Origin of the sequence: Rhodococcus sp. BP-261 (assembly GCF_019835205.1) — a bacterium.
Classification (GTDB): Bacteria; Actinomycetota; Actinomycetes; order Mycobacteriales; family Mycobacteriaceae; genus Rhodococcoides; species Rhodococcoides kyotonensis_B.
This window is the reverse complement of the sequence record NZ_JABUCO010000019.1, coordinates 89008-106606: the sequence shown is the minus strand read 5'-3', so window position 1 is coordinate 106606 and position 17599 is coordinate 89008. Positions and strand designations below refer to the sequence as shown.

General features: G+C 66.3%; 21 protein-coding genes. 5 read left to right on the top strand and 16 right to left on the bottom strand.

Annotated elements, in window-relative coordinates; genetic code table 11:
* A partial coding sequence (locus tag HQ354_RS19265) for an IS30 family transposase (RefSeq protein ID WP_133299112.1) occupies positions 1-197 on the top strand: 197 nt, incomplete at its 5' end.
* 22 nt (positions 198-219) lie between these two features.
* Here HQ354_RS19265 and HQ354_RS19260 read toward each other — a convergent pair.
* Together HQ354_RS19260 and HQ354_RS19255 are read right to left on the bottom strand one after the other, a co-directional pair.
* The gene (locus HQ354_RS19260; RefSeq protein WP_068427469.1) at positions 220-765 is read right to left on the bottom strand and encodes a Clp protease N-terminal domain-containing protein; all 546 of its coding nucleotides are present in this window, start codon (positions 763-765) and stop codon (positions 220-222) included.
* Positions 766-768: 3 nt separating this feature from the next.
* Positions 769-978 (bottom strand): hypothetical protein, encoded by a 210-nt coding sequence (locus HQ354_RS19255; RefSeq protein ID WP_068427468.1) that lies wholly within the window; start codon positions 976-978, stop codon positions 769-771.
* Positions 979-1086: 108 nt separating this feature from the next.
* On the opposite strand from HQ354_RS19255, the gene pepN reads away from it, so the two are divergent.
* On the top strand, positions 1087-3537 hold the full coding sequence (gene pepN, locus HQ354_RS19250; RefSeq protein WP_222635362.1) for an aminopeptidase N: 2451 nt from the start codon (positions 1087-1089) through the stop codon (positions 3535-3537).
* 91 nt (positions 3538-3628) lie between these two features.
* Here the strand turns inward: pepN and HQ354_RS19245 are convergent, their stop codons facing one another.
* Together HQ354_RS19245 and HQ354_RS19240 are read right to left on the bottom strand one after the other, a co-directional pair.
* The gene (locus HQ354_RS19245) at positions 3629-4717 is read right to left on the bottom strand and encodes a PLP-dependent cysteine synthase family protein (protein ID WP_068427462.1); all 1089 of its coding nucleotides are present in this window, start codon (positions 4715-4717) and stop codon (positions 3629-3631) included.
* Complete coding sequence (locus tag HQ354_RS19240; protein WP_068427461.1) at positions 4717-5037, bottom strand: DUF4229 domain-containing protein; 321 nt, start codon at positions 5035-5037, stop codon at positions 4717-4719. The genes HQ354_RS19245 and HQ354_RS19240 overlap by 1 nt, the downstream gene beginning before the upstream one ends.
* A gap of 236 nt (positions 5038-5273) precedes the next feature.
* Between HQ354_RS19240 and HQ354_RS19235 the strand changes: the two genes are divergently transcribed.
* Positions 5274-5486 carry a BldC family transcriptional regulator gene (locus tag HQ354_RS19235; RefSeq protein WP_068427505.1) on the top strand — a complete coding sequence of 71 codons (213 nt, stop codon included), beginning with the start codon at positions 5274-5276 and terminating at the stop codon, positions 5484-5486.
* Between the two features lie 100 nt (positions 5487-5586).
* Positions 5587-5787: a hypothetical protein gene (locus tag HQ354_RS19230; protein WP_068427459.1), complete on the top strand. Its 201-nt coding sequence runs from the start codon at positions 5587-5589 to the stop codon at positions 5785-5787.
* 39 nt (positions 5788-5826) lie between these two features.
* Here HQ354_RS19230 and HQ354_RS19225 read toward each other — a convergent pair whose 3' ends face one another.
* From HQ354_RS19225 to HQ354_RS19190, 8 genes are all read right to left on the bottom strand, one after another.
* Positions 5827-6876, bottom strand: a complete 1050-nt coding sequence (locus HQ354_RS19225; protein ID WP_374107349.1) for a MinD/ParA family protein — start codon at positions 6874-6876, stop codon at positions 5827-5829.
* 84 nt (positions 6877-6960) lie between these two features.
* The gene (ccsB, locus tag HQ354_RS19220) at positions 6961-7929 is read right to left on the bottom strand and encodes a c-type cytochrome biogenesis protein CcsB (protein WP_068427458.1); all 969 of its coding nucleotides are present in this window, start codon (positions 7927-7929) and stop codon (positions 6961-6963) included.
* A 3-nt stretch (positions 7930-7932) separates the two neighbouring features.
* Entirely contained in the window at positions 7933-9594 is a 1662-nt protein-coding gene (locus HQ354_RS19215; RefSeq protein WP_068427457.1) for a cytochrome c biogenesis protein ResB, read from the bottom strand.
* A complete protein-coding gene (locus tag HQ354_RS19210; RefSeq protein WP_068427456.1) occupies positions 9591-10409 on the bottom strand; it encodes a cytochrome c biogenesis CcdA family protein in 819 nt (272 codons plus the stop codon). The genes HQ354_RS19215 and HQ354_RS19210 overlap by 4 nt, the downstream gene beginning before the upstream one ends.
* Entirely contained in the window at positions 10406-10999 is a 594-nt protein-coding gene (locus HQ354_RS19205) for a TlpA disulfide reductase family protein (RefSeq protein ID WP_167676526.1), read from the bottom strand. Before HQ354_RS19205 ends, HQ354_RS19210 begins: the two co-directional genes overlap by 4 nt.
* On the bottom strand, positions 10992-11675 hold the full coding sequence (locus HQ354_RS19200; protein ID WP_371828808.1) for a histidine phosphatase family protein: 684 nt from the start codon (positions 11673-11675) through the stop codon (positions 10992-10994). The genes HQ354_RS19205 and HQ354_RS19200 overlap by 8 nt, the downstream gene beginning before the upstream one ends.
* Positions 11672-12994, bottom strand: coding sequence for a glutamate-1-semialdehyde 2,1-aminomutase (gene hemL / locus HQ354_RS19195; protein WP_167676528.1), 1323 nt, complete (start codon positions 12992-12994; stop codon positions 11672-11674). Before hemL ends, HQ354_RS19200 begins: the two co-directional genes overlap by 4 nt.
* 52 nt (positions 12995-13046) lie before the next feature.
* On the bottom strand, positions 13047-13493 hold the full coding sequence (locus HQ354_RS19190; RefSeq protein ID WP_068427450.1) for a DUF1707 domain-containing protein: 447 nt from the start codon (positions 13491-13493) through the stop codon (positions 13047-13049).
* A gap of 145 nt (positions 13494-13638) precedes the next feature.
* On the opposite strand from HQ354_RS19190, the gene HQ354_RS19185 reads away from it, so the two are divergent.
* Positions 13639-13818, top strand: a complete 180-nt coding sequence (locus tag HQ354_RS19185; protein ID WP_167676530.1) for a hypothetical protein — start codon at positions 13639-13641, stop codon at positions 13816-13818.
* Between the two features lie 19 nt (positions 13819-13837).
* Here the strand turns inward: HQ354_RS19185 and HQ354_RS19180 are convergent, their stop codons facing one another.
* From HQ354_RS19180 to HQ354_RS19165, 4 genes are all read right to left on the bottom strand, one after another.
* Positions 13838-14377 carry a hypothetical protein gene (locus HQ354_RS19180; RefSeq protein ID WP_068427449.1) on the bottom strand — a complete coding sequence of 180 codons (540 nt, stop codon included), beginning with the start codon at positions 14375-14377 and terminating at the stop codon, positions 13838-13840.
* Positions 14378-14476: 99 nt separating this feature from the next.
* Entirely contained in the window at positions 14477-15145 is a 669-nt protein-coding gene (bioD, locus tag HQ354_RS19175) for a dethiobiotin synthase (RefSeq protein ID WP_222635361.1), read from the bottom strand.
* Positions 15142-16284 carry an 8-amino-7-oxononanoate synthase gene (locus HQ354_RS19170; RefSeq protein WP_068427446.1) on the bottom strand — a complete coding sequence of 381 codons (1143 nt, stop codon included), beginning with the start codon at positions 16282-16284 and terminating at the stop codon, positions 15142-15144. The genes bioD and HQ354_RS19170 overlap by 4 nt, the downstream gene beginning before the upstream one ends.
* A gap of 19 nt (positions 16285-16303) precedes the next feature.
* Positions 16304-17572 (bottom strand): adenosylmethionine--8-amino-7-oxononanoate transaminase, encoded by a 1269-nt coding sequence (locus tag HQ354_RS19165; protein WP_068427445.1) that lies wholly within the window; start codon positions 17570-17572, stop codon positions 16304-16306.
* Positions 17573-17599: the final 27 nt, after the last annotated feature.

Genomic DNA, 17599 nt, shown 5'->3' with positions numbered 1-17599 from the left:
CGTGGCAACGTGGCACCAACGAGAACACCAACGGACTGCTTCGTCAGTACTTTCCCAAAGGCACCGATCTGTCCGTTCACTCCCCGGAACGGCTCGCCGAGGTCGAGGACCTACTCAACAACCGTCCCCGTAGGACCCTCGGATGGGATACTCCTCTGAAGGCATACGACAAGACGCTCGTTGCGATGACCGCTTGAGACCGCCTACATTGCCACTCACCTAGGCAGCTCTGTTCAGCCATTCCGCGATCCGCCGACGCAACCGACCCGGATCACGCACGACGGCGGTGAAGCTGTCGTCCGCTCCCCTGATCAACCCGAGCAGTAGATGTTCGGATCGGATCTCGGCGTCCTTGCGCGCAATGGCTTCGCGCAGAGACAGTTCGATTCCCTTCTTCGCGGCCGGTGCGAACGGAATGTGCCCGGTGCGCCGAAGCCATCCCCGCTTCTCCTCGGCCGGTCGGTCCAACGCGCCCTCACCGAACGACGCTTCGAGACTCGCACGCACGGCGTCCAAATCGATGCCTATCGACTCCAAGGCCTTCGCGTCGTCGTCGCCGAGCGCACGACCGTCCGCCAGCGTCGCCCGCACCGAGTCGACGGTGAATCCCTCCGCATCGAGCACCGACCGAAGCAACGAATCCGCCGTGTCGATGATGCCCAGAAAGACGTGTGCCGGTTCGATTTTCGACGCCTTCTGCTCGCGCGCGAATTCCTGAGCGGCGACGACTGCCATGCGCGCGCTGCCGGTGAATCGTTCGAACATCTCCTACCTCCCGTTGTGCTTCTTGTGCACGGCTTGCTTGCTGACGTCGAGGGCGTCGGCGATGGCCTGCCAGGACCATCCCTGCCTGCGCGCATTCGTCACCTGAATCGCTTCGAGCCGCTCGAGCAGCCTGCGCAGCGCGAGGACGGCGCGCAGACCCTCACTCGGATCGGGACTGCCTGCTGCGGCGGCGAGAGTCGTTGCTTCGGTCATGGTTGTCAATCTAGGTTGACGGGACGCGTTCGTCAACCCACGTTGACACCCTACGTGCGTGCGAATGTACAGCCGGCTATACATTCGCGCGCACGTAAGGTTTCACCCATGAGCACCGCGAACCTGACCCGGACCGAAACCCGCCGCCGCTCGCGCCACATCGACAACGTCACCTATCGCGTCGAACTCGATCTGCGCGGCGCCGTCGGCGACTCGGCGACCACGTTCGGTACGCGCACGACCATCACGTTCGACGCCTCGACCCCCGCCACCTGGCTCGACTTCATCGGCGCCGAGGTCAAATCGGTCACCCTCGACGGTGCCGACGTCCCGGTCGAGTACGACGGTGCGCGCATCCAACTGGTCGGACTCGGCAAATCCAACACCGTCGTCGTCGACGCGGTGGGACGCTACAGCCGGACGGGCGAGGGCCTGCATCGCTTCGTCGATCCCGTCGACGACGAGGTCTACCTGTACACGCAGTACGAACCCGCCGACGCACGACGGGTGTTCGCGAATTTCGAACAGCCGGACATCAAGGCGCCGTTCACGTTCCAGGTACAGGCCCCGGAGAACTGGGAGGTCCTGTCCAACCGAACCGGCACCACGAACGGATCGACGGCGACGTTCGAGCCGACGCTCCCGATCTCCACGTACATCACCGCGATCGCCGCCGGCCCGTACCATCGCGCCGAATCGGTGTGGCGGCACGGCGATCTCACCGTCGAGCTCGGGGCACTGTGCAGAAAGTCCCTCGCCGACCATTTCGATCCCGACGACATCTTCGAGATCACGAAGCAGGGCCTCGATTTCTTCCACGAGAAGTTCGACTTCCCCTACCCGTTCGGCAAGTACGACCAGATCTTCGTTCCCGAGTACAACCTCGGCGCCATGGAGAACCCGGGACTCGTGACCTTCACCGAGTCGTACGTATTCCGTTCCGCCGCAACCGAAGCGCAGTACGAGCAGCGCGCCAACACGATCCTGCACGAGATGGCACACATGTGGTTCGGCGACCTCGTGACGATGGAGTGGTGGGACGACCTGTGGCTCAAGGAGTCGTTCGCCGACTTCATGGGCGCATACTCATCCGCACACGCCACGCGCTTCACCGACGCGTGGGTCAGCTTCGCGAACCGCCGCAAGGCATGGGCATATCTGCAGGACCAGCTTCCGACGACGCATCCCATCGTCGCCGACATCCCGGACCTCGAAGCCGCGAAACTGAACTTCGACGGCATCACCTACGCCAAGGGCGCCAGCGTCCTCAAGCAACTCGCGGCATACGTCGGCGAGGATGCGTTCTTCGAGGCGTCACGCCGCTACTTCGCCGAATTCGCCTACGGGAACACCACTCTCGCAGACTTGCTGACGCACGCGTCCTCAGCATCCGGGCGGAACCTGGAGGACTGGTCCGCAGCGTGGTTGCAGACGACGGGCGTCTCGACGCTGACCTACACCGGCACGGGCGTCGAGCAGACCGACCCGCGACCGCATCGCATCGCCGTCGGCCTGTACGACGCGGACGTCGACGGCACCATCGTGCGCACGTCGCGTCGCGAGATCGACCTGGTCGACGCGTTCACACCGCTCGAACTTCCCAGCGCCGCACTGGTTCTCCTGAACGACGACGATCTCACCTACGCGAAGATCCGATTCGACGACCGTTCGCTCGACACCATTCGTACGTCGCTGGGAAGCGTCGTCGATCCCCTCGCGCGCGGGTTGATCTGGTCGGCACTGTGGAACGCGACGCGTGATGCGCAGCTCGACCCGCGCACCTACCTCGACATCGCGTCGCGCTTCGCTGCATCGGAGAGCAAGGTCGGCGTTCTGGCGGCGGTCGTCGCCAACGCTCAGTACGCGATCGATCACTACCTCGCCGATTCTGTTTCGGCAGCAGATGATTGGCTCGCCACATGCTGGTCACAGCTCGAAACCGCGGACCCGGGCAGCGACGCTCAGATCGTCTGGCTGCGCGCCGTCGCCGCCGCCGCGTCACGCTCCGACGTGCGATCCGGGCAGCTCGACCGCGTTCTCGACGGCACTCTGCCGATCGAAGGAATCGACCTCGATCCCGAACAGCGATGGATGCTGCTGAAGGGCGTCAGCGCCCGCGGAAACGCATCGTCGACGCGTCTCGACGCCGAATTGCAGACGGACGGAACGGCGTCGAGCCGTAACTCGCATCGCGCCGCGATGGCAGCGATGCCGAACGCCGACGCCAAGGCCACGGCATGGTCGGATCTGTTCGACTCCGACGAGCTGTCCAACGACGCGGTCGACGCGGCCGTGTGGGGATTCCGAGCCGGCGGCCGTCGCGATCTGCTCGAACCGTACGACGAACGCTACTTCGCCTCGATCGCCGACCTGTGGTCGACGCGCAGTATCGAGATCGCCCGACGCCTCGTCGTGGGTCTGTTCCCGCAGCAGGATTCGACCGACGCCGCCGACGCCTGGCTCGCGGCGCACGAATGGGCGCCCGCCGCGCTGAGGCGCCTGGTCGTCGAGCAGCGTGATCACCTCGCGCGCGCGTTGACGGTGCAGCGGGCGTTCTGAGCCCGTGACCGCGCAGGTTGCAGCGCACGCGCACGTTGCAACCTGCGCACCTGCTGGAACCTGCGCGGCGGGCGGCTGAGCTGACTGCGACCTAGACCCTGAACTCCCCGGTCCGAGCGAACCCCTCCAACGTCGCCGTCGGGCCGGTCAGGTCCATCCCCTGCCCTGCTACCCAGTCGTCGTCGAAATACGTTCCGGCGTAGCGCTCTCCGCCGTCGCACAGCAGTGTGACGACGCTGCCCTTCTTTCCGGCGGCGATCATGTCGGAGATCAGGCCGAAGGCTCCCCAGAGGTTGGTCCCGGTGGAGCCGCCGACGCGTCGGCCGAGCACCGTCGAGGCGTGCCGGGCGGCGGCGACGGATGCAGCGTCGGGAACGGCGATCATTCGGTCGATGACCTGACCGACGAACGACGGTTCGACGATGGGCCGTCCGATTCCCTCGATGCGCGACGGTTTGCCGGTCGAGAAACCCGCATCACCGGTCTCGTAGCCACCGATGAACGCCGAGTTCTCGGGATCGACGACGGCCAGACGCGTCGCATGACGCCGGTAGCGGATGTAGCGGCCGATCGTGGCGCTCGTCCCGCCGGTGCCCGCTCCGACGACGATCCACGTGGGGATCGGCGACTCTTCCTTGCCGAGCTGGTCGAAGATCGATTCGGCGATGTTGTTGTTGCCGCGCCAGTCCGTTGCGCGCTCGGCGTGCGTGAACTGGTCCATGTAGTGCGAGTGCGGCTCCGCCGCCAGCCGGTGCGCCTCGGTGTACATCGACGCGGGGTCGTCGACGAAATGGCAACGCCCGCCGTGGGATTCGATCAGTGCGATTTTCGCGGGGCTCGTGCTGCGCGGCATGATGGCGACGAATTTCAGGCCGAGCAGCCGCGCGAAGTACGCCTCGCTGACGGCCGTCGACCCGGACGACGCTTCGATGACCGTCGTGTTCTCGGTGACCCAGCCGTTGCAGATCGCGTACAGGAACAACGACCGCGCCAGCCGGTGCTTGAGGCTGCCGGTGATGTGGGTCGACTCGTCCTTCAGGTAGAGCTGCACCCCCCACGCGCCCGGCAGCGGGTACCGCAGCAGGTGCGTGTCCGCGCTTCGTTGCGCGTCGGCGTCGATCAGCCGGACCGCGTTGTCGACCCACTCACGCGACACCGAGTGGTCGACGACGCGCGACACTACTGTCCGTCCTCGCCGCGCAGCTTCGCTTGCAGTTCGGCGCGGGCTCGGCGACGGCCCTCGTCGACCCCTGCGATGGATTCGTTGACGCGGATGCGGAGCGATTTGAACAGCACCAACGACAACGGTAACGAAATGAGGACGGCGAACACCGCAGCGACGAGAACGGGCACTTCGACACCGACGAGGAGACCGATGCCGATGATCGCGGCCGCGATGACAACGACGAGCAACAGCCGGGCTCCCGAGTAAAGCGCGACGTCACGGAACAGTTGTCCCTTGGTCGCGGTGGGCACGGGCTTGGCATTGCGTTCGTTCACGAACCCCAGGTTACCGCCCCGACCGCGCCCGATTCGGACCGCCTGACTTATCCGATTTGTCTATTACCTCCCCTTTACCAACTTTAGATCAGTCGAGTACCTAGGGGTTCGAGTGCCACCATGGAGCCCGACATCGAAAGTTGTTTCATTCACGTCACGGCAACGGCCGACGACGAGCAGCGAGAACGACCGGTTTCCGCGCTGCCGTGACACAGCATGCAGGAGGACACGACAAGATGAGCGCACCAACACTGCACAAGGCTCAGGACGCATTGCTCACCCCGGGACAGGTAGCCGCGCTCTTCCACGTCGATCCGAAGACCGTGACCCGCTGGGCACATGCAGGACGACTCGGATCGCTTCGCACTCCCGGAGGCCACCGTCGCTTTCGCGAGGCCGAGGTGATGCAGCTGCTGACCTCCCTCACCACCGAGGCCGGTCACCGGTAGGTCGCCGTTCGACGCAGGCGCCGAATTCTCAGGAAACTGCGAGCCGCGTAGGGTGCCAACGGCTCCCCTGCGCGGCTACCCTCGTATGAGGAGGTGCGTCGTGATCTATCTTTTGGCGTTGATCGGTTTGATTGCAGTGATCGTGTTGTTCTGGAAGGCGTTCGGACCCACGCGTCAGGCGCCCGCAGGCAAGGTGATCGGCCCTGACGACGACCCTGAATTCCTGTGGCGCATGAACCGTGACGCGAAGCGTTCCGGCAAGGACGGCCCGGATACCAGCTCACCGGAACCGACCGAATAGACCTGCGGGACAACCGAAGAACACAGACCAGCCCGCTGCTCACGCGCGGGCTGGTCTCGTCTTACCGCCGCTCGACTCGTCGGCCTCGCGCGCTCGCTCGACGTCCCCCGGTCGATTGCTCGGGAATCCGGCGGCGACGGCGGCAGCGAGTTCCAGCAGAGCGTGCCTCGTACCGCGACGCAGTCGCTTCAAGTCGATCTCGGCGCCTTCCTCGAGATGCGGGTCGAAGGGAACGATCACGACCTGCCTGCATCGCTGCTCGAAATGTTCGACGACCTTCGGTACATCCACCTTCCCCGCCCGTGGGCGGACAGCGTTGACGACCGCGACCGACGAACGCACGAGTTCCCGATGCCCGTGCGCGTCGAGCCAGTCCAACGTGGCCGACGCGCTGCGAGCTCCGTCCACCGAACTGGAGCTGACGACGACGAGCGCGTCGGACCCGGCGAGAATTCTGTCCATCGCCGAGTGCATCAACCCGGTTCCGCAATCGGTGAGCACGATGTTGTAGAACTTCTCGAGCAACGTGACGGTGCGGTCGTAGTCGCTGCCGCTGAACGCGTCCGACACTGCCGGGTCGGAATCCGACGCGAGCACCTCGAGCCGATACCGATTCTGTGACGTGTACGCGCGGACGTCGCTGTAACGACGCAGATCGTCGATGTCCCGCAACAAATTTCGTACCGTCGCGGGGGTCTCCGTCGGCACCTTCTGACTCAGTGTGCCGCGGTCCGGATTGGCATCGACGGCGATCACGCGGTCGCCGCGGATGCTTGCGAACGTCGAGCCGAGCGTCGCCGTCGTCGTGGTCTTCCCAACGCCACCCTTGAGGCTGAGGACCGAGACGCGGTAGCAGCCGACGAGGTGGCGGTCGACCTGCGTGGTCAGGCGAAGCCATCGTTCGTCGCGGGCGCTGTTGCCGACGTGAACGCGTCGGCCGGTGACCTCGTACAGCCACCGACGCCACCCCGAATGCGGCGGCGGTGAGGCCGTCTTGATCAGCAGGGCGTTGGTCAGATCGAGCGCCGACGCCTGCACGACGGGCGGCAGGCGTTCCGGCTCGGGTGCGGCAGGCTCCCCAGTGCCCACCGATTGCCACGACGTCGTCTTCTGTTCGGCCACGAGCGATCCCCCATCGCTGTCGACTGCTCCCCCGACGCCGGAGGCTACCAGCTAGTTCAGACCGGCATACGAATGGAGACCCGAGACGACCATGTTGATGATGAAGAGGTTGAACAGCATGGCGATGAATCCGGCGACGTTGATCCAGGCCGCACGGGTGTTACGCCATCCCGACGTCGCACGGGCATGCAGGTACGCCGCGTACACGATCCAGGTGATGAACGACATCGTCTCCTTGGGATCCCAGCCCCAGAAGCGGCCCCACGCCGCCTCGGCCCAGATGGCGCCGAGGATGACGCCCGCACCGAACAGTGGGAACGCGACGATGGTGGTCTTGTACGCAAGCCGGTCGAGCGCCTGGGCGTCCGGAAGCTTGGACGCGAAACGACCCCAGAAGCCGGTGCCCTCCTGTCCGGGCTCGTTCCGGATGCGGAGCAGGAAGAGCACGCTGGCCACACCCGACACAAGGAAGATGCCGCTGCCGACGCTGACGATGGTGACGTGGATCGGCAGCCAGTACGACCGAAGCGCGGGAACGACGGGTGCCGCGTCGGCGTAGAGCTTGGTCGCCGCCAGGAACATCAGAACGATGACCGGAGCGAGCACGAACACCAGCATCGGACGCATGGACCGCCTACGCAGCAGCAAGATCGATGTCAGGGTCGCGGCCGCGGTAGCCATCGCGACGAACTCGTACATGTTGCCGAGCGGGAAGCGATCGGTGGCGAAACCACGCAGCACGACCGACGCCGCGTGCAGCGCCAGCGCCGGGAACAGCAGTGCGTAGCCCATGCCCGCGAGGCGGTCGGACATCGGGCGCTTCGGAGTCTCGACTACACGGCCGGGCACATCTTTAGCCGTGACAGGTGCACCACTGCCGACCAGATCACGCGCCTGCGCCTTCGACGCCTTCATCGATGCGTACTGCGCGGTGAGCAGGATGAACGCAAGCACGTAGATCGTGAACGCGGATTCGAAGCACAGATCGCTGTAGTGCGCGAGTGTCTCGTTGATCGGCATCGGTCAGTTCTCCTGGTTGGTCCGGTCAGCGGTGGGCCGGTCTGCAGTGGACACGTCACCGATCAGCTTCTCGCAGAGCCTGTCGAACTCGTCTCCCCAGCCCGCCTGATCGGTACGGGCGAGCCCGCCAAGCTCTACTACAGTACGTCGTGTATCGGGTTCCGTGGTGAGCCGGACCCAGACGCGACGTCGTTTGACGATCAGCGAGACCAGCAGGCCACCCATCATCGTCAGCGCGAACACGAGCACCCACGTCTGCGCGGGGTCGTGCGAGACCTGCAGGTTCACGAATTCCTCGGCGCCGTCGAAGCGGACGGTCGTGCCGTCGGAGAGCGTCGACGTCTCCCCCGGCTTCAGGTTCACTCGATCCTGCTTGACGAGCCTGCCCTGATTGATCATTTCCTTGTTCAGCGAGAACAACGACTGCGGGTAGCCGGTGTCCAGACCGGTGTCACCCTTGTAGATGTCGACGGCGACGGCCGGATCCGTCATGGCCGGATAGCTCGACGACAACAGGTTGCCGTGGAAGAACGCCGTCGGCGCGAACAGTCCCTCGATCGCGATCTGATTCTTGCGACGCTCGGTCGCGTCGGGATAGAGGCCGCCGGGCGGGTCGATCCGCAGCACGCCGCTGGAGAGGAACGTCGTCGCATCCGTCGGCTGCCACTGGATGGTCTCGGTGCGGGTCTCGCCGTTCGGGAACGTCACCGTGAACGTCGGCGCGTACCCGTGCCCCTGCAGGTAGACACGGTCGCCAGCGACGCGCAACGGGTGGTTGACCTGCAGCGTGTCGTCACGCCAGACGTTGTTCGTCAGGTCGTCGCCCGCCTGATATTCGATGTTCGACGTGAACATCTCGGCCTGGCCGTTGTCGAGGTAGTCGGCCTTGAAGTCCTTGACGCGGATGCACAGCGGCTCGAGGCCGGTGCCGTCGACGAGCTGGCCGGCACGGAACCCGTCGTAGATCGCGGGCGACGTGCTGCAGAATCCGGGGCCGTCGTTGGCGATGACGACGACGTTGCCTTCGTAGCCGAGGAGTTTGCCGAGAGCGATCGCCGCGAGCAATCCGACGAGCGACAGGTGAAAGACGAGGTTGCCGAACTCGCGGAGGTAGCCCCTCTCGGCCGAGAGAGTCACGGTGTCGCCGGAACCCCTGCGAGCGACCCGCCACCCACGTAGCTGCGCCGCGACCTTGTCGGCGGTGTTCTCCGCCGACTCGTCGGTCGTGTAGGTGCGGTGGTGAGGCAGACGCGCGAGATTGCGAGGCGTCGGAACGGGCTTGGTGCGCAATGCGCGTCCGTGTTCGACGCACCGCGGCACGATACAGCCGACGAGCGAGATGAACAGCAACGCGTAGATCGCGGTGAACCAGAAGCTGGAGAAGACGTCGAACAGTTCGAGCTTGTCCATGAGCGGGCCGAGAGTCGGCCGGGCTGCGATGTATTCGTCGACCTTGCCCGAGTTCAGGCTTCGCTGCGGAACCAGCGCGCCGGGAATGGCCGCGAACGCGAGGAGGAACAGCAGAACCAGCGCGGTGCGCATGCTGGTGAGACTGCGCCACGTGTTGCGCACCAACGCAAGTGCGCGTCCACCCGCGGACTGACGCGGCGGGTTCTGCGACGGCTCGGCGTCGAGGTCCGTCGTATTGCTGGTCGTATAACTCATATGGGAAGCACCACATCGGACACGAAAGCGTCGCGGACCCAGCCCACGAACACGTCCCACGCACCCGTGACGAGTGCAATTCCTACTGCTATCAACATGATTCCGCCGAACACCTGTATCTGTCGTGCATGGGTGCGAAGCCATCCGACTCCGCGAAGAGCGCTGGCCGAACCGAACGCGAGAATCACGAACGGCAGGCCGAGTCCGAGGCAGTACGCGACGATCAGCACGACGCCTCGTGCCGCCGTCGCACCCTCGGTTCCCGCTGCGAGCGAGATGACACCTGCGAGCGTCGGCCCGAGGCACGGCGTCCAGCCGAGCGCGAACACACCGCCGAGGAGGGGCGCACCGACGAGGCTGCCGATTCGACGCGGCTCGAACCGGACGTCGCGCTGCAGCGCAGGCACGAGACCGATGAACACCAGGCCCATCGCGATGGTGACGACACCGCCGATGCGCATCAGCAGGTCACGGTTGACCGACAGCACCGAAATCGCACCGAACACCGTCGCCGTGGCCAGCACGAACACGACGGTGAAGCCGAGCACGAACAGTCCGGCGGCACCGGCGACCCGTAGCTTCGTCGACGTCCGAACCTTCGTCGTCGCGGCTTCCGACGCGGTCACCGCGGGCGCGTCGGCGCCGACGACACCCGCGAGGTACGACAGGTAGCCCGGTACGAGCGGCACGACGCACGGCGACGCGAACGACACCAGACCGGCGAGCAGGCAGACGCCGAGCGCGAGGACGAGCGGGCCCGTCGACGCCGTCGTCTGGAACGTCTCGCCTATCCCTGCCAGATGGACCGTGCTCACTGCTGACCTGACTCCTCGCCCGCGACTCGTTCGACGACGGGCTGCAGATCCTCGGCGAGGAGCTCACGCAGGAACACCGCGGCGACGCGGTGCTGCTTGTCGAGCACGATCGTGGTCGGAACGACCGACGTCGGGATACCACCGAGCGCGGACAACGTGCGCATCGGCGGGTCGTAGATCGACGGGTACGTCACCTTGTTGTCGATGACGAAGTCCTGAGCCTTGTCCTGGGCGTTGTCGCGAACGTTGATGCCGAGAAACTGAACGCCGAGATCCTTGGTGCTCTCGAAGACCTTCTCGAGGTCGTCGGCCTCGCCGCGGCACGGGCCACACCACTGGCCCCACACGTTGAGCACGACGGCTTTGCCCTCGTAGTCGTCGAGCGAGGTGGTCTTGCCCTCTTCCATCAGGTCGGGACCGGACAGCTCACCGATGGTGCCTCGATCCGACGGCGGATCGTAGTAGATCTCGGTCTGCCCACCGGGCGAGACGAAGTCGAACGTGCCGCCCGTCGCGACCGCGTCGGTGCCCGTCGCGCAGCCCGCGGTGACGGCGACGACAGCGAGAGCAGAGGCCAGAACCTTACGCACCGGAGACCCTTGGATCGCTGGCACCCGCAGGCTCGGAGTAGACGATGTCGACGAGCGTGTCGCCTTCGTAGACGAGCGACGTCAGCGACGCGAGCCCGCACTGCCGATGCCGCGGGTCGTGCCACAGACGATCGCCCTGGAGAAAGCGTCGTAACGTCCAGACCGGGAGCTGATGGCTGACGCAGACCGCCTCGTGTCCGACGGCCGCGACCCGTGCCGCGTTGACGGCAGCGAGCATGCGATGCGCGATCTGCAGGTACGGCTCGCCCCACGACGGGGTGAACGGGTCGCGCAGCTTCCACCAGTGGCGGGGCCGACGCAGCGCGCCGTCGCCGACGGAGACGCGCAGACCCTCGAAGTCGTTTCCGGCCTCGATCAGGTTCGCGTCCTCGGCGATCGTCAGGCCGTGGGCCTGCGCGATCGGCGCCGCGGTCTCCTGTGCGCGCTGCAGCGGCGATGCAACGACGTGGGTGATGTCGTGGCCGGCGAGAGCGCGGGCCACCGCAGCAGCCTGCGACTGGCCCGTGACGGACAGCCGGAAACCGGGCAGGCGTCCGTACAGGATGCCCTTCGGGTTGTGCACTTCCCCGTGTCGCAGAACATGCACGATGGTCCGCGTCGCCTGATGCGGATGGGTCTCGCTGGAGTCGGATGTGCTGGGCACAGGGCTGCTCACTTGGTTCCTGCTTCTGCTCGGGCCGCTGCGCGGGCTGCATGGGGAAGGGCGTCGGCGATGATCTCGAACGCGGCGTCGTCGAGTGCCGCAGACACGAACCACGCTTCGAACGCGCTCGGCGGCGGGTAGACCCCGCGGGCGAGCAGCTCATGGAAGAAGGCCGGATAGCGCCACGTCTCCGCAGCCTTGGCACCCGCGTAGTCGGTGACGGGACCGTCCGAGAAGAACACGCTCACCATAGTGCCTGCGAACTGCACGTGATGACGAACGCCTGCCTCGGTCAACGCGTCGCCGAGCAGGCCGCCGAGACGCTCGGAATTCTTCTGCAGCTTCTCGTAGACGGCCGCGTCGGCCAGCTGCAGGCTCGCCAGGCCCGCCGCAACGGCGACGGGATTACCGGACAACGTGCCCGCCTGGTAGACCGGTCCGGCGGGTGCCAGGTAAGCCATGACGTCGGCGCGTCCTCCGAAGGCCGCGGCAGGCAGGCCACCGCTCATGACCTTGCCGAAGGTGTAGAGGTCACCGGCGATGCCGTCGATGCCGTACCAGCCGGCGGCGCTGACGCGGAAGCCCGTCATCACCTCGTCCATGATCAACAGCGCGCCGTTGTCCGTGGCCAGGCGTCGAAGACCGGCGTTGAAGCCGGGGACAGGCGGGACCGCGCCCATGTTGCCTGCCGCGGCCTCGGTGATGATGCACGCGATCTGGTCCGGGTTCTCGGCGAAGACCGCTTCGACGGCCGCGAGGTCGTTGTAGGGAACGACGATGGTGTCCGACGCCTGTGCGCCGGTGACGCCGGGCGACGTCGGCAGCCCGAACGTGGCGAGGCCGGATCCGGCGTCGGCGAGCAACGCGTCGACGTGTCCGTGATAGCAGCCGGAGAACTTGACGATCTTGGTGCGGCCGGTGAATCCACGTGCCAACCGGACGGCGCTCATCGTGGCCTCTGTGCCGGAATTCACAAGCCGAACCTGGTCGACGGGACCCACGCGGCGCACGATTTCCTCCGCGAGCGCGATCTCCCGCTCGGTCGGTGCGCCGAAGGACAGGCCGGTCGACGCGGCCTTCTGAACGGCGTCGACGACGGCCGGATGTGCATGCCCGTGGATCATCGGACCCCACGAGCAGATGAGGTCGACGTACTTGTTTCCGTCGGCGTCCGTCATCGTGTATCCGCTGGCCTCGGTGATGAACCGAGGAGTTCCACCCACCGAGTGGAATGCGCGCACCGGGGAGTTCACACCACCCGGGATGACAGCGCTTGCGCGCTCGAAGAGCTGGGCCGAAACTTCGGGCTCGTAGCCGGGGGAAACAGTCACGAAACCCAGTGTCCCAGGTTTGCCGATCTCGCCAACTACAGGGCGTAATAATTCAGCGCTTCTCGTCCTCGTCGTCGTCCTTGTCGTCCGGCACGAAGATCATCGCGACGAGGATCAACGCCCAGATGCCCAGCGGCCACCCGGGCCAGTACCCGTTCGATTCGCCGTCGGAGATCGACTGGAACCCCCAGATCCCGGTCATGATGACGGCGCCGCCGAACCACCAGCGCCACTCGTCTAAGTACTCCCGCCATTCCTTGGAGCTCGTCGACTCGGCGGGCGGATCGGCAGGCTTCTCGACGGGAAGATCGTCGGTGAGTCGGGCGAGTTCGCCGCGCGTCGACGATGTCCAGACGGCGTCGAGCCGCTGCTCGTACTCGGCCATCGTCAGTCGTCCCTCGGCCATGGCCGTACCGAGAAACCTGGCCGTGTCCTCACGTTCTGCAGTTCCGACGCGAATCCGGTCGGCCCTGCCGTCGAACCTCTCCATATCGCTCATGACGCGCCCTTCGATCGAGAAACGCACTGTCCGAAATGTCAGGTTACCGAGACCTGGTTACGTCCGGCTGCCGAGAGTAGTTTGGGATAAGTCGGCGATACGGATTTCGTGTCGCACAGGCGGACCGTGTCGGGAGGTCATCGACGTGACTACATCACAGAAGTCGATCGCCGAAATGAGTTCGGACGATCTCTGCGACTTGTACGACAAGCTGAAAAGCGAAGTACGAGAAGCCATTCAAACGAATGCACCCGCCGAGCTCGTTCTCCAGGCGGAGAACGAGCTGCGGCGGGTGGGCAATCAGTTGCGGCGACGCGGCCTCTAGGTCGGACCCGGTCCGTGCATCACTGGGGTCGGCGATGCTCGCCGACGTGATTCGGGTCGACGACGTGATTCCGATCAGTCCGACCGGTGTCGACATGCCTGCCGTCGGGGCCGGCGGGGTTCTGCTGCGCGGCGGGGTTCTGTGCTGCGTGATCGCGGCCGTGGTGTTCCTGAACCCGGTGTTCCTGGGTCCCGTGTTCCTGGGTCCGGCCTCCGGTCTTCACATCCGGGTCGACCTTGTTCGCGCGGGCGAATTCGGCGTCGAGCTCGTCGCGTGACGTTGCAGCATCCCCCTGGTGTTCCTGGGCCTGCAGCGAGAGCCTGCGCGCCTCGGCGGCCTTGGCTTCCGCGTCGGCCTCGGCGCGACGAGCCTTTGCCGCACTTTCGTCGGCGATGGCCTGCTGACGTTCCACGTCGGTGGCCCGCTCGGCGGCCTTCTCACGGATGCGATTCGCTTCGGCCCGTTTGGCCGTTTGCTGTTTACGAGACAGCGCCAGTGCGAGTGCGACGACGATCAGAACGACGACGACCGCAATGATGATCCAGACTGCTGTGTTCATGTCCGCTCCCCAACCTAGTAGTCGTGGGTGCGGATACCCGGCGCAGCGCTGGGCAAACGGAGGCGGCTGCGCCGCACGTGCGCGCGAATGTGCATCCCGCTATACATTCGCACGCACGGGGCGTAGCCATCCGGGCGCGTCGGCGACGAAGCTCTCGCGGGTGCGCGATCCTGCGCCCGCGGGCACGCGGCCGATCAGAGGCACGCCGGTGACGTCGGGAAGTTCGGCGAGGTTGGTGACAGCAGCGAGATCGGGGTCCGCCGGCCAGGAGCCGATGATCAGCCCCGCGCAGTGGACGCCGGCTGCGGCGAGGGCATCCGTCGTGAGCTGCGAATGGTTCAGCGTGCCGAGCCCGGCGCTGCACACGACGACGACCGGCACGTTCAGGCGCCGAGCGACGTCCAGCAGCGTGAAGTCGCCGAACCGGACGAGGAGGCCGCCTGCACCTTCGACGAGCACGAGGTCGCTGTCGATCGCGTCGATGCCCGCCGCCACGTCGTCGAGAGCCAGCTCGGGCAGTCCGGCGCGACGCGCAGCGACGTTCGGAGCGAGCGGATCCGGATAGCGGGCGAATTCGTGGAGCCGGTCGACGCCGGTGAGCCGTTCGATCTCGGCCAAGTCCCCCGGCTCACCTGGAAGCACACCGGTCTGCGCAGGTTTGCACACCGCAACCGACTTGCCCGACGCCTGAGCCGTCGCCGCCAGGGCCGCAGTGACCACGGTCTTTCCGACATCCGTCGACGTCCCGGTCACGATCAGAGCCGTCATGCCGCTGCTCGATCGAGAATCGAGCCGAGGACCTGCGCGACGCGATTCAGCTCGTCCTCGGTCAACGTCGCACGTGCGGTCAGCCGCAGCCTCGACGTCCCCACCGGGACCGACGGTGGCCGGAAGCAGCCGACGTGCACGCCCTGTTCGCGCGCGTCGTCGGCAGCGCGGACCGCTGTGTCGGGGTCGCCGAGGACGACGGACACCACGGCCGACTGCGAGTGCGGGACGCCCGCGATATCGGCGAGACGGTCGGCGCGCTCGCGCACGGCGGCGGCTCGTTCGGGCTCGTTCCTCAGCACGGTCAACGCAGCCGACGCCGCCCCGACGGCTGCAGGCGCGAGCCCGGTGTCGAAGACGAACGGCCGCGCGGTGTCGATCAGATGGTCCCGGACGGCAGCCGGGCCGAGCACGACGCCTCCCTGCGACGCAAGCGATTTCGACAACGTGGCCGTGACGACGATGTCCGGCGCCCCGTCGAGGCCTTGCTCCTGGACATACCCACGACCGCCCGTTCCTCGCACGCCGAGCCCGTGGGCTTCGTCCACGACGAGCAGCGCCTCGTGCGCTCTGCTCAGCCGGTGCAATTCGTGGAGCGGGGCGAGCTCGCCGTCGGCGCTGAACACCGAGTCGGTGACGACGAGGGCGCGCTCCTCGGAACGCTCCCGAAGCACGTGTTCGACGCGCGCCAGGTCCGTGCGGTCGTAGATCTCGACGCGCGCCCTCGACAACCGACAGGCATCGACGAGCGATGCATGGGAGTGCGCGTCGGACAACACGAGCGACCCGCGGCCGGACAGTGCGGTGACCGCCGCCAGATTCGCGGTGTAGCCGGACGAGAAGACGAGCGCGGACTCCGCGCCCATGAACGTCGACAGGGCGTGCTCGAGTTGGTCGTGCAACGTCGTGGTGCCGGTGACCAGGCGCGATCCCGTCGCACCGGTTCCGAACGCTCGCGTTGCCGCGCAGGCCGCATCGACGACGTCGGGATGCCGCACGAGGCCGAGGTAGTCGTTCGACGCGAGGTCGATCATTCGATCGGCGGTTGTACGCGCACGCAGCACGCGGTGCAGCCCCGAGTTCCGTCGGTGCTGGGCCGCGTCGGTCAGCCAGTCGAGTGTCGCCACGCGAGCGACCATACTTGAACGGTGTTCAAGTTCAAACCGTCGACGCAACCGCCACCATCGCCCTCGTGATGGCGTCGACGTCGTTTCCGCTGCACACGTACGGTGGCATGGCGTAGACGAGCTTGCCGAACGGACGCAGCCACACGCCCTCTCGGATCGCCGCGTCGGTCGCGCGTTGCATGTCGACGGGTTCGTGCATCTCGACGACGCCGATGCCGCCGAGGACGCGGACGTCGGCCACACCGGGGAGGTCACCGGCCTCCGCGAGGCCCACGCGCAATCCGGACTCGAGGGCCGCGACCTCGCCCTGCCAGTCGCGTTCCAGCAGTAACTCGACGGCCGCGACCGCCACCGCACACGCGAGCGGATTGCCCATGAACGTCGGGCCGTGCATCAGTCCGCCTGCCTCGCCCGCGCTGATCGCAGCAGCCACGTCCGCGGTGCACAGCGTCGCCGCCAACGTCATGTATCCGCCGGTCAGAGCCTTGCCGACGCACATCACGTCCGGCGTCACGGACACGTGGTCCGCAGCGAACAACGCGCCGGTGCGGCCGAAACCGGTGGCGATCTCGTCGAAAACAAGCAGCACGCCGTGCTCGTCTGCCATGCGTCGGAGTTCGGTGAGATACCGCGGATCGTGGAAGCGCATCCCGCCCGCCCCCTGCACGACGGGTTCGACGACGATCGCGGCGATCTCGTCGGCCCGCGCCGCGAGGATGGTCTCGAACTCGACGACGTAGTCGGCGTCGAACTCGCGCGGCGGCGACGGCGCGAAGATCTGCTGCGTCAGCACGTTCGTCCACAGCGCGTGCATACCGCCGTCGGGATCGCAGATGCTCATCGGCGCGAACGTGTCGCCGTGATAACCCCCGCGCCACGTGAGCAGCCGGTTCTTGCCGGGCCGACCGCACGCACGCCAGTACTGGATACACATCTTGACCGCGACCTCGACCGACACCGAACCCGAATCCGCGAAGAACACTTTCTCCAGACCGTGCGGGGTGATGGCGACCAACAGCTCGGCCAGACGCGCCGCCGGGTGGTGGGTCAGGCCGCCGAACATGACGTGAGCCATCCGGCCCAACTGGTCCCGGGCGGCCGCGTCGAGAACGGGGTGGCGGTAGCCGTGGACGGCGGCCCACCACGAGCTCATGCCGTCGATCAATTCGGTGCCGTCGGCGAGCCGCAGCCGAACCCCGTCCGCACTCTCGACGACGAGCGGAGTCGTCGAGCTGGGGAATCCGCCATATGGATGCCACACGTGGTCGGCATCGATCCGAAGTATCCGTGAAGTATCGATGGTCCGACACCCTACGTAACGGCCCGC

Excerpts from the sequence above, each read along its gene's own strand:
- HQ354_RS19260 (WP_068427469.1), bottom strand. The coding sequence starts at position 765 with ATGTTCGAACGATTCACCGGCAGCGCGCGCATGGCAGTCGTCGCCGCT.
- HQ354_RS19255 (WP_068427468.1), bottom strand. The coding sequence starts at position 978 with ATGACCGAAGCAACGACTCTCGCCGCCGCAGCAGGCAGTCCCGATCCG.
- pepN (WP_222635362.1), top strand. The coding sequence starts at position 1,087 with ATGAGCACCGCGAACCTGACCCGGACCGAAACCCGCCGCCGCTCGCGC.
- HQ354_RS19235 (WP_068427505.1), top strand. The coding sequence starts at position 5,274 with ATGAGCGCACCAACACTGCACAAGGCTCAGGACGCATTGCTCACCCCG.
- ccsB (WP_068427458.1), bottom strand. The coding sequence starts at position 7,929 with ATGCCGATCAACGAGACACTCGCGCACTACAGCGATCTGTGCTTCGAA.
- HQ354_RS19215 (WP_068427457.1), bottom strand. The coding sequence starts at position 9,594 with ATGAGTTATACGACCAGCAATACGACGGACCTCGACGCCGAGCCGTCG.
- HQ354_RS19190 (WP_068427450.1), bottom strand. The coding sequence starts at position 13,493 with ATGAGCGATATGGAGAGGTTCGACGGCAGGGCCGACCGGATTCGCGTC.
- HQ354_RS19180 (WP_068427449.1), bottom strand. The coding sequence starts at position 14,377 with ATGAACACAGCAGTCTGGATCATCATTGCGGTCGTCGTCGTTCTGATC.
- bioD (WP_222635361.1), bottom strand. The coding sequence starts at position 15,145 with ATGACGGCTCTGATCGTGACCGGGACGTCGACGGATGTCGGAAAGACC.
- HQ354_RS19170 (WP_068427446.1), bottom strand. The coding sequence starts at position 16,284 with ATGGTCGCTCGCGTGGCGACACTCGACTGGCTGACCGACGCGGCCCAG.